This is a genomic window from Achromobacter sp. (assembly GCF_032102605.1).
Taxonomy (GTDB): domain Bacteria; phylum Pseudomonadota; class Gammaproteobacteria; order Burkholderiales; family Burkholderiaceae_B; genus Achromobacter.
In genome coordinates, this window is the sequence record NZ_DAMDGT010000003.1 from 124,405 (window position 1) to 139,889 (window position 15,485).

Here is a 15,485-nt window from a genome sequence, read left to right on the forward strand (position 1 = left end):
GAAGCCTTTTCAGTGGACGGCTGACTGCTTACTTGCTGCCGCCCGTGTTGGGATACCCCGGAGGAGGCGCAGCGCCAGCTGCCGGCGTCTTGGGCACGTTGTCGTTCGCCTCGCGCTTACGATTGGGCATCTCGGACTGGTGCGTTCCCGATTTCATATGACCGCTCTTGTCGACGTTGGGAGGCGTGGTGGCCGTATTGGGTGCAGCATTCGGAGCGGGCGGAATCTGGCCCGGGGGCACCTTCGTGTTCGGCGGCACCGCCGTACCTTCGTTCGGCGTGTTCGAAGGGGAAGTGGGAGGCGAGCTGCGCCCCGTCGACTGGGCCAAAGCCCCGCCGGCGGACGCCAGGCCGGCAATCAGTACGAACGCGCAAGTCATGGCACGATGTTTCATATCGAAGCTCCTAGGTTGAAATGCATCAGCCTTATCGCAAGCCTCGTGCCTGACGCAGCCAGCCCCCTGCCCGGGGGGCCGCATGTGCCAGCGCGGAATTTTTTACCGCCCTTTGCAACAGTTGAACCTACTGCGCTGGCTGCGGCCGGATGTTGGCCTGCAGCATGAGTTTCACCCGCGCGTCCAGCGCATCCAGGGAGAAAGGCTTAACGATCAACTCCATGCCCTCTTCCAGGAACCCGCCCGCGCTCGCCGCGCTTTCGGCATAGCCCGTCATCAGCAGCACGCGCAGGCCCGGATGCGACGCACGCGCTGCATCCGCCAACTGTCGCCCGTTCAGGTTGGGCAGGCCCACATCCGTCACCAGCAGGCTCATGTTGCGCGTGGACGTGACCAGTTCAAGTCCGGCCTCGCCATCCGCCGCGGTGAGCACGTGCAATCCCATTTCCATCAGGCATTCGCGCACCATCTCGCGCACATTCGTGTCGTCTTCCACGACGATGACGACAGACTGATCGGGCGCCGCGATCTGCAACCCCGCCTCGGGACCGGGCACGGCGGCGGGCTCGGGCGCGCCTTCGTGCCGCGGCAGGTACAGCTTGACCGAGGTCCCCACGCCGACCGCGCTTTCCAGCGTCGCGCTGCCGCCCGCCTGCTTGGCGAAACCGTAGGTCATGGACAACCCCAGACCCGTGCCTTCGCCCAAGGGCTTGGTCGTATAGAACGGATCGAACGCATGCGCCAGCACGTCCGGCGACATGCCGCAGCCCATGTCCGAGACCGTCACTTCCACGAAGGAGCCGGGATTGATGCCGGGATTCTGCCGAAGCGACGCGGCGTCCACCCGCGTGTTTGCCGCCGCAATGGTCAGGACGCCGCCATTGGGCATCGAATCGCACGCGTTGATCACCAGGTTGAGCATGGCGTTTTCAAACTGGTTCTTGTCGCAATTCACCGGCCACAGACCGGCCTCCAGGTCGAAGACCAGCGTGACGCGCTCGCCCGTATACCGATGGAACAAGTCGGTCATGGACTGCAGCGCAGCCTGGACCCCAAACGGCTTGGGGTCGATTGGCTGGCGCCGCGAAAACGTCAGCAGGCGCTGCGTCAGGTGCGCCGCGCGGTTTGCCGAGTCCATGGCCACGGTGATGAAACGCTGCGCCTGCTCGGGCACGCCCGCGGCCAGTTTGCGCTGGACCAGGTAAAGGGCGCCGGTGATCCCCTGCAGCATGTTGTTGAAGTCATGCGCGATGCCGCCGGTCAGGCGCCCCACGGCTTCCATCTTCTGCGCCTGGCGCAACGCGTTTTCCGTGTCCGCAAGCGCCTCGGCCTGCGTTTTCAGGTCGGAGTCGTCACGGCCCGCAAGGTACAGGTTGTCCTGCGACCACGACATGCTCCATGTGATCCAGCTATAGCCGCCTTCGCGCTTCTGCACGCGGTTTTCAAGGTGCCGTACTCCGTGCACGGCCCCCGGCTGCACGCCGGCGGACCACGCCGCGCGGGTCTTTTCAAGATCTTCGGGATGGATAAGTTCGGCCAGCCCCATGGACAGGAATTGATCGAGGCTCCAGCCCAGGATGGGCTGCACGGCCGGGTTCACGCTGACAAACCGTCCGTTGGCGTCAATCACGGCCAGCAGCTCCGGCGACATGCGCCAGATGCGGTCGCGCTCGGCGATCGCCTGCTCGACGCGCTGCTCCAGCATGCGCGAATACTGCGAGCGTTCGACGGCGTCGCACATCCGTTCGGCGACTTCCTCGATGAACGCCAGATCACCGGGCCGCAGCCGGCTGTCGGATAGCGGCCGGACCACCAGCGCACCGCCCTGCCGGGCCCACCGGCGCATCGGCACGACGATGGCCGACGGGCGGACGTCGCCGCCCTCTTGCGCAAGCAAGGGCTGCAAATAGGCCGTCCGCCCTTTGCGCAGCGCCTCGTAAAAATCCTCGCCAAAACGGTCGGACGCCAGCCCGTATGCATCCGCCAGGTCCGCCTCGGACCGCCAGCACGTCGAGACCGTGGGCTTCGCGCCCTCTCCGGCCCAATCCAGCACGGCCACCAATCCCAACGACAGATGCTGCCCCAACCCTTCGCAAGCCGTATGCTCGATGGCCGACTGCAGATGCAGTTCACGCAAGCGATCGCCAAGCGCAAGCAGGAAGTTCTTGCGATGCTGGCCTTCCCACAGCTCGGTCTCGGCCGCCTTGCGCGCGGTGACATCCAGGAATAGCGCCATGATGCGGTCGTCGCCTTCCTTGCGAGCACGCGCCTCGAACCACGCATCGTTCGGCGCCGGCACGGCAAACTCGAATTGCGCCGGCTCACCCGTTTGCGCCACCTGCGCGAATGTCTCCATGATCTGGCTCGGAACGCCAGGGATCATTTCGCGCAGCGTGTGGCCCAGCGTGTCGCCTTCCTTCATGCCGCTTTGCCGCTCGAAGGCCGGATTGACCTCCAGGAAGCGGAAGTCGACGATGCGCCCGTCGGCGTCGCGCAGGGCCTCGGCCAGGAAGAACGCTTCCTGCATGCCATCGAACATGGCGCGCCAGCGGTCGCCGCTGCGTCGCAGCGCGGCGTCCAGCAGGTGCCGTTCAATCGCCAGCGCAGCGCTGCGCGTGACCAGCGCGATGGCATCGATATCGTGCGCGCTAGGCAGCCGAGCGGACTCGTAGTAATTGGAAAAGACCCCCAGCAACCGCCCGTCCGGCGCCTTGATCGGGGTGGACCAACAGGCGCGCAGGCCCTCGGCCAGAGCCAGGTCGCGCCATGCCTCCCAGCGGGGATCCGTCGCGATGTCCTTCACATATACCGGGCTGCCCGAGTGGGCGGCCGCGCCCCACGAAGCGGTGTGCGGGCTGATCGGCACCCGATTCACGGCGGCATTGAAGGCATCCGGGAGGCTGGGCGCCGCGCCATGCCGTAAAACGGTTCCGGTTTCGTCCACCAGGGCGATGGCCGCGCGCAGCTTGACGCTGGACTGCGCCTCGATCGCATGCAGGACGTGTTCCAACACCTCCGGCAACGGCACGCCGGCGGCGATCCGTTCCAGCATGATGCGTTCGTCTTCCAGACGGGCAAGCGTGTCAGTCCATGGGAGGGACACGCGGTCTTGCTTGGTGAGCATGGTTTCCCCTATCGCAATACGGAATGTATCGCGAAGGCGCAACGGATGCCGAAACCCTCCGTAACGCGACGCTCCCTGCGCCGCGTCGACCTGGCCTTGGGACAATCGCGCCGAACAAGCGCTTTACGCGCTGCCGGCCGCTCCGGCCGCATGGTGTCGTCGCCCGGTGCGCCACGCCAGGCCCGCGCTGACCGACAACGCAACCACCAACAGGCCGCCAGCCAGGGCTGCCACCCCGTGCCAGCCCGACGCGGTCCAGAAGTGGCCGCCCAGCGCGCCAAGCACGCTGGACCCCACGTAATAGACCAGCAGATAGAACGACGCAGCCAACGCCTTGTAGCCGCGAGCCATCTGCCCTACCCAACCGCTGGCCACGGCGTGCGCAGCGAAGAAGCCGAACGTGAACACCACGATGCCCGCGATCAGGACCGGCAGCGAATCCGACAGGGTCAACAGCAGGCCCGCAAGGGCGAGGCCCGTGGCCGCCGACAACATTGCCCCGCGCCCGTGCCGATCTGCAAGCCGGCCGAAGAATGTCGACGCAAAAATGCCGACCAGATACACGACAAAAATGAAGCCGATGAAGGTCTGGCTAAGGGAAAACGGCGGCAGCAGCAGCCGGAACCCCACGTAGTTGTAGACGGCGACAAACGCGCCCATGAGCAGGCCTGCCATCGCAAACAATCCGCAAAGAGGCCCGTTCTTCAGATGCGCTGCAGCGCCGGCGCGCACGTCGCCCCAAACGCCTGCCCAGCCCTGGCCCCGGCGCGGCTTGAAGCGGCGCGAGGCCGGCAACAGCCACATGAACAAAACGGCGGCCACGATGCCCAGAATGCCCAGCGTGCCCATCGCGGCACGCCACCCGAAGTGATCGGACACCAGTCCCGTAATGACACGTCCGGACAACCCGCCGAAGGCGCTTCCGCTGATATACAACCCCATCGCAAGGCCCAGCGTGCCGGGCTCCACCTCTTCGGCAAGGTAGGCCATCGCGACGGCGGGCACCCCGCCCATCGCAACGCCCTGCAAGGCCCGCAAGGCGAGCAGGCTTTGCCAGTCAGGCGCGACGGCCGCAATGGTGCCAAGAATGGCCGATGCGAACAGCGACGCGGCCATGATGCGCTTGCGCGGCAGCGCTTGCGAGAACAGGCCGACGAAAAAGATGGCGACAGCCAGCAGTCCGGTGCACAGCGACAGCACCAGGCTGCTTTGCGCCGGCGACACGTTGAACGCGTGAGTGAACAGCGGCATCAGCGGCTGCACGCAATACAGCAGGGAAAAGGTGGAAAAGCCGGCGGCGAACAGGGCCCACTGGGCGCGGCGCAGACCAGGCGTGCCGCGTTCCAGATAGTCGGACGGCGCGGCAGGCGCGGCGTCGCGGTCTGTGGCGGGGCTTGCAGAATGGGTGGACATCAGGATTCTCGAAAAACAACGGGCGCTGAGCCCGTAGCCACAAAGTAGACTTTTCCCCTGCATATGTCCAATATATGCAACTGCACCCAGTCATATGTAAAACCGATGGAACTGCGCCACCTGCGTTACTTCACCGCCGTTGCCGAAGAACTTCACTTCACCCGGGCGGCCGCCCGCCTGGGCATCGGCCAGCCGCCGCTAAGCCAACAGATCCAGCAGCTGGAGCGCGAAATCGGCACGCCGCTGTTTCTGCGCCTGCCCCGCGGCATCGCCTTGACGGAGGCCGGCGCGCAGTTCCTTGACGACGCGCGCGCCATCCTGGCCAGCGCCGACCGCGCGGTCGATCTTGCCCGGCGCCTGGGCCGCGGCGAACGGGGCGCGATCACCGTGGGCTTTACGGCGTCGGCCGTGTTTCATCCCTACCTGCCCAGCGCCATCCGCGCCTACCGCGATCGCTATCCGCACGTGCGCATCACCCTGACCGAAAGCAACACCGTATCGCTGCTGCGCGGCTTGCGCGCGGGCGAGGTGGATGTGGCGTTCGTCCGTCCGCCGTACGTGCTGGACGCGGAATTCGAGGCGGAACGCGTCCTGGACGAACCGATGCTGGTCGCCCTGCCCCCGGACCACCCGCTCAGCCGCAGGCGCGCCGTCCCCATCGTGGCGCTGGCGGACGAGGACTTCGTGCTGTACCCGCGCCCCATCGGGGCGGGCCTGTACGATGCGATCCAGTCCGCCTGCCAGCGCGCGGGCTTTGCGCCCCGGGTCATCCAGGAGGCGCCCCAGATGGCCTCGATCGTGAGCCTGGTGGCGGCCGGCGTAGGCATTTCCATCGTGCCCGCCGCCATGCGGCACATGGGCGCGCAGGGTATCGAATACCGTCCCATCAAGGGCGATGCGCCGCATGCCCTGCTGGATATCGCCTATCGCCGGCACGACCGGTCGGCCGCGGCGGAAAATGCCGTCGACATGTTCCGACGGCTGGCCCATCCGGAAAACGGCTGACGACGAAATCCTCCGTGGCGGTATCCCACTGTCGCGTTTGTCATCTTCTGTAAACCGTCGGCTTTCGGCGGGGGCTAGACTCTCGCGCTTCCGGCGATGCGTCCCCCCAACAGGGATCCCACCCCGGCGCTCTCAACCCTTTACGAGGTGCTCCCCTTGAGACGTACTCTCCTGGCCCTGGCTCTTGCAACGCTTCCCGGTCTTGGCGCCGCCGCCGGACTTAATTCCTCAATTGGCGCCGTGACGGTCTACCAGGACCGCGCCGTCGTCACCCGCAACGCGGGCAGCGACCTTGCCGCGGGCGAGCACGAACTGGTGCTGGAGAATCTACCCGCCACGCTGCAAGAGAATTCCTTGCAGGTGTCCGCCAAAAGCACCGGACAAGCCACGCTGCTGGACGTGAGGGTCCGGGATTCCGTGCGCGCGGACATCGCCAATGATCGCGTGCGCCAGATCGAAGCGCAGATCGACACGCTGCAGGCCCGGCAGGCCGCGCTGGACGATGAAGCGGCCGTGCTCGACAACCAGCGCGAGCTGGTGCTCATGATGCAGCGGGGCGCAACGGAACCCTCCAAGGACGGCGCGCGCATCACGCTCGACGAATTGAAGGCGATCCAGGCCGTCAGCGCCGACAGCCTGGCCAGGACGCTGGCGGGCCTGCGCCGCGTGGCCGAACAGAAAACCGCGCTGGACCGTGAGATCGGCGTGCTGCAGGGTCAGCTCGGCCAGGTGCGGGGCGAACAGGGGCGGCGCGGCAAGACCATCACGTTGCGCGTCAACCTGGCCCGGGCGGGCAAGCTGGATCTGGCCGTTTCCTACGCGGTCGCGGGCGCCCGCTGGACGCCTTCATACGACGCGCGCCTGCGCCCGGCGGACCGCAACGTCGACCTGGGCTACTTCGGCGTCATCCGCCAGAACACCGGCGAAGACTGGAAGAACGTGAAGCTGACGCTGTCCACGGCCAGGCCGTCGCTGGGCGGGGCGGCGCCCACGCTGCAACCGTGGATCGTCGACGTGGCGGCACCGCCGCCGCCTCCGCACGCCCTCCCCGCGCCTGCTCCGGCCGTCCGGGCCGAAATGCAGGCCAAGCGCGCGCCGCGCGCCGCCGCCATGGAGGACGCAGGCGCGCCCGAACCGGCGCTGGAAGCTGTGGACGTGGCCACCACTCAGATCCAGAATGCCGCCACGAGCGCGTCCTTCCAGATTTCGAGCCCGGCGACCCTGCTGTCCGACAACACTGCCCAGCGCGTCGCCATCGCCACCGCCAAGCTGCCGGCCACGCTGCAATACCAGGCCACGCCGGCCTTGCGGGAAGCCGTGTTCCTGACCGCCGAGGCCAGCAACAACACGGACTTTCCGTTCCTGGCCGGCCCGCTGAACACCTTCCTGGATGATGCCTTCGTCGCCTCCAGCGCCATGAAGGCGGTGATGCCCGGCGAAAAGCTGGAGCTTGCGCTGGGCGCCGACGACGGGATTTCGATCAAGCGCCAACTGGTGAACCGCTACACCGAAAGCACCGGCTTTTCGGGCAGCGGCAAGCGCGTCACCTACGAATACAAGATCACGGTCAAGAACAACAAGGCCACCAAGGAACAGGTGACGTTCAAGGATCGCTTGCCGGTGTCGCGCAACGAAAAGATCGTGGTCAAACTGTTGTCTCCCTCGGACCGCGACATCAAGCGGGAAGAAGACGGCAAGCTGGCCTGGGAATGGCAGATGGAACCGGGCAAGTCGCGCGAGACCGTCCTGAAGTTCTCGGTCGACTATCCCGGCGATATCGACGTAGCCGGCCTGTAAGGCGGCTAGCGCATCTGGAAGGCCTCTTGATGAAACAGATGGCGCACCGGCATGCCGAGCCGGTGCAAGCCGTCTTTCAGCGCGTCGGCAAAGCCTGTCGGGCCGCAGAACCACACGCTGGGCCACGGTTGATTCTCCCGCCCTTGCTGCACCAGGTCGGCGGCGGTCAGCGGCCGTTGCCTGTCGCTATAGCGCACCTGCAGCGTGACGTTTGGCACTTGCGCGCATAGTTCCTGCAGCCGATCGGCGAAAGGCGCGTCTTCCGCGTTGCGCGCGCAGTAGTACAGCGTCGCCCGCGGCGCGATGCCGGGCTGAGCCTGCAAGGATTCCAGCCACGATATGAACGGCGTGACGCCGATGCCGGCGCCCACCCAAACTTGAGGCCGGCCATCGTCCCGCTGAAAGTCGAAACAACCGTAGGGTCCTTCAACAGTCACGGCCTGTCCGGCCGTCAGCGACTTTTGCAGGCGGCGCGTGTAATCCCCGAGCGCCTTGATGGAAAACTGGACTCTGCCGGCGCCGTCGTCCGCGCCCGAGACCGTGAACGGATGGGCTCCTTCCCGACGATCTACGGTCAGGAAGGCGAACTGACCGGCGCGATGACTCCAGTTCCCTTCCACCTTGCAGGTCACGGACAAGATGTCTTCGGAGAGGCGCCGCACGACCAGCACCCTGCCACGGTAGCGGCGAGCTCGTCCGATATTGCCCGTCAGCGCCAGCACGGCGCAGATTGTGCCGACCGCGGTCGCCACACCCACCAGCCACCCGGCGGGCTGCCACCACCATGCGGCGGGCGTCAGGACCACGCCGTGGAACGCCACCACCAGGAAGATGACCGCGGCAATGCGATGCACCTGCCGCCACACGTGATAGGGAAACCGCCGCCAGAGCGTGAGCGCCATCATGGCCAGCAGGATCCATACGGCCCATTCCCCCAAATCCTTGGCCGAGCCCCGGAACAAGTCCAACATGGCGGCTGCGCGGGGCGTCTTGGCCACCGGGTCGAACACAACCAACAGGAGGGGTTTGGCCAGCTTGACAAGGTAGTGCGCCGCCGCCAGCGCGGTGGCCAGAATGCCGCTCCACTTGTGCAGCCGGTACATCTTGTCCAGGCCGCCCAGCCTGCTCTCCAGCCACTTGGGCCTGACCGAAAGCAGCATGATCAAAGCCATCAGGACATACGCGGACAGCCCGGTCAGCAGGATAAGCTGGTCGCGCGCCGTCCAGATGTTCAGCGCCGCGGGAGGCTCCAGCCAACAAGCGCCCGCCCACGCCAGAACCGAGGCAAGAAGAACAGCGGTGAGTAGTCGTCGCATCGGCATTCGCTCCATTGAAGATCGCGAGCTGCGATGCGCTTTTGCGGCCCGCCTGTTGCAATGGTAGTCCCGCCGCGAGACGACATTTTCCGGCGCGCCGGCGCCGCTTGATCCGAGTCAAGCGTGGCCGGGCAAAAAATAAGGGTTCAATGCGCGCGGCAGAACGTGATGAAGGCGTCCGCCTCGAGCGGCACCGAAATCCCGTAGCCCTGCGCGACGTCGCAGCCCAGCTCGCGCAGCAGTTGCACGTCGCGCTCCTGTTCGACGCCCTCGGCCACCACTCGACGCCCCAGCACCCGGCCCATTTCAATCGCGGCGGCCACGACGGCGCGTGAGGCGGGCTCGCGGTGCATATGGACGATGAAGTCGCGGTCGATCTTCAATTCGGTGAACGGCATGGCGGAGAACAAACGCATCGACGCAATGCCCGCGCCGAAGTCGTCCATCGCCAGCTCGAAGCCCCTGACGCGTAGAAGATTCAACGTCGACGACAGCGCCAGCCAGTCGGTGACCGGTTCGTCCTCGGTGAGCTCCACCTTGATCAGACGGGCCGGCAACCCTGCCTGCCCGACGCGTTGTTCCAGCAGGCCCGGCAGGTCGCGCGAACACAAGGTGGATGCGGACGCATTGATGGCCACGGGCACGGCGATGTCCTCGTCCTGCATGCGGCGCAATACTTCCAGCACCCTGTCCGTGACGCGGCTGAACAGCATGCGGTCCATGCCCAGGCGATGCGCCGCCGGCACGAAGTCGGCCGCGGATATCGCGCCCAGGTCGGGATGCACCCAGCGCGACAACGCCTCGGCCGCCACCACTCGGCCCGTCGACAGGCTGATCTGCGGCTGCAGCACCACGCTCATTCCCTTTCCCGACGTCAGCGCCTGGCCCAGCGCCGCTTCCATGACTTCGCGCCGTACCGACTTGGGCTGGTGGGGCGAAGCCGATTCGTCGTCGATGCTGTGCAGGGCATTCTTGATGGCCTGATGCATGGCGGATCGCGACACCGGCTTGGACAGGGCCTGCGCGGACGGACAGCCCGCCTGCAAGGCCAGCCGCACGTGCGACTGCAGCAACTCGTCGCTCAGGCTGCTTATCCAGATGATGGGCGGCATGCTCTTCAGGCGTCCCGAATCCACCAGGCGGCGCAGATCATTGGGCAGGCGCGTGCCATCGCCCTCGCCCATCACGATGTCGCTAATCAGCACGTCATGGTATTGGCGCGTCATGGCGCCCACGGCCTCGATGCTGCTTCCCAGGCCGGCGACACGGTGATAACCCAACGCCAGCAGCATGTTCTGCAGGTAGGCCCGCTCGACGGGATGGTCTTCCACGAGAAGGATCCGTCGGACCGCACCGGCATCGGATTTAGGCATTGCTGACCATCCTCGGACCTGTTCACTGTGGAGAAGGCTGGGCGATAGGCCCCGCTTTTTGCATAGGGCGCGCCTTCGAGGGCGGCCGGCCGGATAACCTGGATCAATGCTACGGCATCCGCGCGCGGCATGTCTTTATCGATAACGGGTTAATTCACCGCGTCGCCGATAGACGTAGGCGTCGACGTATCCGCCATATGTCCGCAATCCTCGGGCCCGGCATGGGCGGCAAAGGGTGGCGCCTGCGCTGCGCATTGCGGCGCGATGGCAGCCTCATGCGGCGCTCCAGCGGCCGTTTTCCCGCATCGCCGGACCGCGGGCCGCGCCGAAATGCCGCGGGTGCGATAATGGCGGTCTTTCCGCATTTACGGCACGGAGCCTCCCTTGACCCGCATTGATGATCCCCTGCACGACCGCGAGGTCGGCGCGGCCGACGCCACCCAGGACAACACGCGCACCGACGACACGCGCATCAGCGCGGTGCGTCCGCTGATTTCCCCCGCCCTGCTGCAGGACGAACTGCCCGTATCGGCCGACATCCAGAATCTGGTCGAGACCAGCCGCGCCCAGATCGCCGACGTGCTCCATGGCCGCAACGACCGGCTGGTGCTGGTTGTGGGCCCGTGCTCCATCCACGACCACGGCCAGGCGATGGAATACGCGCGCAAACTGCGCGTCGCCGCCGACCAGCACAAGAACGATCTGCTGATCGTCATGCGCGTGTACTTCGAGAAGCCGCGCACCACGGTCGGCTGGAAGGGCTACATCAATGACCCGCGCCTGGATGGCAGCTTCCGCATCAACGAAGGACTGCGCCGCGCCCGCGAACTGCTGCTGGACATCGGCGGCCTTGGCCTGCCCATCGCCACCGAATTCCTGGATCTGCTCAGCCCGCAATACATCGCAGACCTGATCGCCTGGGGCGCAATCGGCGCGCGCACCACCGAAAGCCCGTCCCACCGCCAGCTCAGCTCTGGCCTGAGCTGCCCGCTGGGCTTCAAGAACGGCACCGACGGCGGCGTGCAGATCGCGGCCGACGCCATGGTCGCGGCCAGCGCCAAGCACGCCTTCATGGGCATGACCAAGATGGGCATGGCGGCCATTTTCGAAACGCGCGGCAACCAGGACACGCATGTGATCCTGCGCGGCGGCAAGCAAGGCCCCAACTACGACGCCGCCAGCGTCGACGCCTGTTGCGCCGCGCTGCGCGCCGCGGGCCAGCGTGAACAGGTCATGATCGACTGCTCTCACGCCAACTCGAACAAGTCGCACCTGCGCCAGGTCGACGTGGCCAATGACATCGCCGCGCAGCTCGCCCAGGGCGACAGCCGCATCACGGGCGTCATGATCGAGAGCCATCTCGAGGAAGGCCGGCAAGACCTGAAGCCGGGTCAGCCGCTGCGCCACGGCGTGTCCATCACGGACGCCTGCCTGGGCTGGACGCAGACCGAACCGGTGCTGGCCGCCCTGGCCCTGGCCGTGCGCCAGCGTCGCGAAAAACTGGCTGCCCGCGGCTGATTCCGGTCAGCGCCCCAGGCGGTACGGCGTCGGATCGAATTCCGGCGCCTGGCCGGTGATCATCGCGGCCAGGAGCTTGCCGGTCACCGGCCCCAGCGTGAAGCCATGATGCGCATGGCCGAACGCCATCCATAGCCCTCGATGACGCGGCGCCGGTCCGATGACCGGCCGCATGTCCGGCATGCAGGGCCGGCATCCCATCCAGGGTTCGCGCTCCACGGCGGCCCCCAGCGGCAGCAACTCGCCGGCCAGCTTGCGGGTCCGCGCGATCTGCACGGGGGACGGCGGGGCGTCGCGCGGCGCGAATTCCGCGCCCGTCGTCAACCGCACGCCCAGCGTCATCGGCGTCACCACGAAACCACTTTCGATGTCGGCGACGGGATGCGACAGGCTTGCGCCGTTCTCCAGCGCGAAGTGCTGGTGATAGCCGCGTTTGACGGCCATCGGGATGCGGTAGCCCAGTGGCCGCAGCACGTCCGGGGACCACGGCCCCAAAGCCACCACCACGTCGGCCGCGTCGACGGGACCGTCTTCGGCCTGCACGCGCCAGCCGCCGCCCGAAGCCTGAAGGCTGCGCGCGTCGCCCCGCGCCATTCTTCCGCCCCGCCGCTCGAACAGCGCGGCATAGCCCCGCGTCACGGCGCCCGGGTCGGACACGTTCACCGGATCCAGCCAATGCACCGCGCCGGCCAGGCGTGGCGATAGCGAAGGCTCCAGCGCCGCCAGCGCGGCGCGGTCCAGTACTCGGTAGGCCAGGTCGTAAGGCGCCAGCGCTTCGGCATCGGCAACCGCCTGGGCAAGCCCCGCCTGTGTGCGCACTCCGTCGATCCAGCCGTTGCGACGAAAGAAACCCGATATTCCGGCTTCTTCCTGCAAGGCGTCATGCTCGGCCACGCTGCGCTCGATAAGCGGCAGCATCGCCTGCGCGGCGCGCTCCAGCCGTTGGGGGGCCGAATGCCACCAGTAGCGCATCAGCCACGGAGCGATGCGCGGCAGGAAGCGCGTGTGGTAGCTGACGTCGGGCGTGTTGTTGCGCGCATAGCGCCAGAGGCTGCGCCAGTCGCGCGGAAAGGCATACGGGATGACGCTGGCGCGCTCGATCAGGCCGGCATTGCCGTAGCTCGTTTCTTCGCCCGGCCCGCGCCGGTCAAGCAGAACCACCGAGCGGCCACGGGCCGCCAGATGCAACGCTACGCTGACGCCGACGATGCCCGCGCCAAGGACCACCACGTCTGTTTTCATGGGCCGCATTCTGCGCCCGCGGCAGGTGTTCGGCAAGAAGGCCGCGGCGTAGAATCCCAGCCAACCGCCGATCAAGGATCCCGCCATGGTTCAGCCCGCTCTGCAGCCCGTCATCCTTGTCGGCGACATCATTCGCCTGAAGCCCTTGACCTCCGATCATGCCGGCGAGTTAGCGCGCATCGGGCTGCACCCGGATCTGTGGCGCCTGCAGCCCGAGCCCGTCGCCACCGCCGAGGACATGCGTCGCTACGTCGATCGCGCCCTGGAGAGCCAGCGCGAAGGCACGTGCCTGCCCTTTGTCATCGTGTTGCAAAGCACGGGCCAGATCATCGGGTCCACGCGTTATATGGACATTGCGCTTGCGCATCGGCGGCTCGAGATCGGCGCTACGTGGCTCACCCCGGCCAGTCAACGGTCGGGCGCCAATACCGAAGCCAAATTCCTGTTGTTACAGCACGCCTTTGAAACAATTGGTATCATGCGCGTCGTGTTCAAGACGGAGTTGAGCAACACGCAGTCGCGTCAGGCCATACTCCGCATCGGCGGCGTCGAAGAAGGTGTGTTTCGCAAGCATCTGATCGCGCAGTCGGGACGCGCACGCGACATGGTCTATTTCGCCATCCTCGACGAGGACTGGCCCAAGGTGAAAGCGCGCCTCCAGGCGCGTTTGCATCCCGCCGGATAGGCCCCGCCGCTTCGCTCTTTCCGCAGTCCCCGGGCCTTGCGCCCCTTCCGCAATTTTCCAGTCAGGTATGGATCGTTCTCGCCTCGTACCGGCCGCGCCGGCCCAATCGGCCCGCGTGCGCCACAGCATTTTCATTTACACCGAAGAACAACGCGGCAACCAGTTGGTCGAATCGCGCGTGCTCGGCATGCTGTCCGATATTTCCGGTTCGGATAAGCTCATCGTCATCCAGGACCCTTTCAGCGGCTTCAAGTTCGTCTACCGCGTCGACCATGAAAGCAGCAACCTGGACGCCGCGGCGATCACCGAACAGGACGAGTCCGTGTTCAATGGCAAAAGCTCGATCGAGATCAACGCCATGTCCTACCGCCTGGGCACGCCTGAGAACGCCATGAAGCTCCTGCGCGGCAAGACGCACTGGATCCAGGACAAGGGGTCGGTGCTGTCAGTGCTGCTGCAGAATGCTGCTGCGCGCAAGACGCGCTTTGCGCCGGGACGGATCGAACGCGATCGGATGCGCAAAGTGCCCGATGGCGTGCCGGTTGAACTGCTTCCTACATAAAACGGACGGTATCCACCGTCGTTTTTCTTATCCACAGAAATTGTGGATAAGAAAAACCCAAACGCCCGGCTGATGTCCTTTCGGGCGATGCAGAACGGCCTGCTCAATTTTTGACCAGCACTTTTTTGTGCCGGATCCGGATGCCATCCGGGTTCCCTGCCGCGCCGCCGCAACGGGCGATGATGATATTCTGCGCAGGAAACCGGGATACGAAACGTATCGCATCCGGCCGACCGCGCGCCCGCGCCGTCGTGCTCCCCTAAAAGTAGAACCCGTAGCATGACAACAGCAGACATGTACGCCCAAGGCGCGCGGGAGCGCGCAGCGCCGTGACGATCATCGTCGTCGACGACCACGGAGACTGGCGCGATTCCATCGCCGAGTACATCCAGGACCTCGGACTGGACAAGGCCATCCTCACCGCTGGCTCGCTGGCCGAGCTGGATAAACTGCTGCTGACCGTCACGCCGGCCATCCTCGTTCTGGACGCCATGCTTCCAGACGGCGACGGGCTGGCGCGCGTGTCGCATCTGCGCACGACCTACCCTTCCATGGGCATCATCATGCTCACGGGGCGCCTGCTCAGCGAAGACAAGGTGTCCGGACTCAGCCTGGGTGCGGACCACTACCTCACCAAGCCCGTCAACCTGGCGGAACTGGGCGCCACCCTGGTCGCGCTGTCGCGCCGCCTGCGAGTTGTGCCGGCGTTGGACGTGGGCGATGCCGACTCCGATGCATGGCGATTCGACCCGGCGCGCCGCACCCTGACCTCGCCCGGCCAGGTCTGCGTGGACATCACGGATACCGAGAGCCGCCTGATCGGCGCGCTGATCCAGGCCGCGCCGCTGCCGCTGTCGCGCGCGCGGCTGGTCGAAGCCCTGGGCGCCAGCGCCGAGGCCTACGACACGCATCGCCTGGACGCCCACATGCACCGGCTGCGCCGGAAGCTGCGCGCGCAGGCGGGCGGCGACCTCGGCATCCGCACGGTTTATGGCGTGGGCTACGTCTGCACCACGCCCGTCACCGTCATCGGCAGCCTTCCCAAACTTTGAAACT

General features: G+C 66.3%; 12 protein-coding genes. 6 read left to right on the top strand and 6 right to left on the bottom strand.

Features of this window, described 5'->3' with window-relative positions; all coding sequences use genetic code 11:
- Positions 1 to 28: 28 nt before the first annotated feature.
- The 3 genes from RT614_RS08500 to RT614_RS08510 all read right to left on the bottom strand — a co-directional run bounded on the left by RT614_RS08500 (position 29) and on the right by RT614_RS08510 (position 4,931).
- On the bottom strand, positions 29 to 394 hold the full coding sequence (locus RT614_RS08500) for a hypothetical protein (protein ID WP_313621674.1): 366 nt from the start codon (positions 392 to 394) through the stop codon (positions 29 to 31).
- A gap of 127 nt (positions 395 to 521) precedes the next feature.
- On the bottom strand, positions 522 to 3,518 hold the full coding sequence (locus RT614_RS08505; RefSeq protein WP_313621675.1) for a PAS domain S-box protein: 2,997 nt from the start codon (positions 3,516 to 3,518) through the stop codon (positions 522 to 524).
- 123 nt (positions 3,519 to 3,641) lie between these two features.
- A complete protein-coding gene (locus RT614_RS08510) occupies positions 3,642 to 4,931 on the bottom strand; it encodes an MFS transporter (RefSeq protein WP_313621676.1) in 1,290 nt (429 codons plus the stop codon).
- Between the two features lie 105 nt (positions 4,932 to 5,036).
- On the opposite strand from RT614_RS08510, the gene RT614_RS08515 reads away from it, so the two are divergent.
- Both RT614_RS08515 and RT614_RS08520 read left to right on the top strand, forming a co-directional pair.
- Positions 5,037 to 5,936 (top strand): LysR family transcriptional regulator, encoded by a 900-nt coding sequence (locus RT614_RS08515; RefSeq protein ID WP_313621677.1) that lies wholly within the window; start codon positions 5,037 to 5,039, stop codon positions 5,934 to 5,936.
- A gap of 156 nt (positions 5,937 to 6,092) precedes the next feature.
- A complete protein-coding gene (locus RT614_RS08520; RefSeq protein ID WP_409558438.1) occupies positions 6,093 to 7,733 on the top strand; it encodes a mucoidy inhibitor MuiA family protein in 1,641 nt (546 codons plus the stop codon).
- Positions 7,734 to 7,738: 5 nt separating this feature from the next.
- On the opposite strand, the gene RT614_RS08525 is transcribed toward RT614_RS08520, so the two are convergent.
- Positions 7,739 to 9,049, bottom strand: a complete 1,311-nt coding sequence (locus tag RT614_RS08525; protein ID WP_313621678.1) for a ferric reductase-like transmembrane domain-containing protein — start codon at positions 9,047 to 9,049, stop codon at positions 7,739 to 7,741.
- Positions 9,050 to 9,195: 146 nt separating this feature from the next.
- Positions 9,196 to 10,422: an EAL domain-containing response regulator gene (locus RT614_RS08530; protein WP_313621679.1), complete on the bottom strand. Its 1,227-nt coding sequence runs from the start codon at positions 10,420 to 10,422 to the stop codon at positions 9,196 to 9,198.
- A 384-nt stretch (positions 10,423 to 10,806) separates the two neighbouring features.
- Between RT614_RS08530 and RT614_RS08535 the strand changes: the two genes are divergently transcribed.
- Positions 10,807 to 11,940 carry a 3-deoxy-7-phosphoheptulonate synthase gene (locus tag RT614_RS08535; protein ID WP_313621680.1) on the top strand — a complete coding sequence of 378 codons (1,134 nt, stop codon included), beginning with the start codon at positions 10,807 to 10,809 and terminating at the stop codon, positions 11,938 to 11,940.
- Positions 11,941 to 11,946: 6 nt separating this feature from the next.
- On the opposite strand, the gene RT614_RS08540 is transcribed toward RT614_RS08535, so the two are convergent.
- A complete protein-coding gene (locus RT614_RS08540) occupies positions 11,947 to 13,182 on the bottom strand; it encodes an FAD-binding oxidoreductase (RefSeq protein ID WP_313621681.1) in 1,236 nt (411 codons plus the stop codon).
- 85 nt (positions 13,183 to 13,267) lie between these two features.
- Between RT614_RS08540 and RT614_RS08545 the strand changes: the two genes are divergently transcribed.
- From RT614_RS08545 to RT614_RS08555, 3 genes are all read left to right on the top strand, one after another.
- On the top strand, positions 13,268 to 13,867 hold the full coding sequence (locus RT614_RS08545) for a GNAT family protein (protein WP_313621682.1): 600 nt from the start codon (positions 13,268 to 13,270) through the stop codon (positions 13,865 to 13,867).
- A gap of 67 nt (positions 13,868 to 13,934) precedes the next feature.
- A complete protein-coding gene (locus RT614_RS08550) occupies positions 13,935 to 14,429 on the top strand; it encodes a hypothetical protein (protein ID WP_313621683.1) in 495 nt (164 codons plus the stop codon).
- A gap of 329 nt (positions 14,430 to 14,758) precedes the next feature.
- On the top strand, positions 14,759 to 15,481 hold the full coding sequence (locus RT614_RS08555; RefSeq protein WP_313621684.1) for a response regulator transcription factor: 723 nt from the start codon (positions 14,759 to 14,761) through the stop codon (positions 15,479 to 15,481).
- The last annotated feature ends 4 nt before the right edge of the window (positions 15,482 to 15,485 follow it).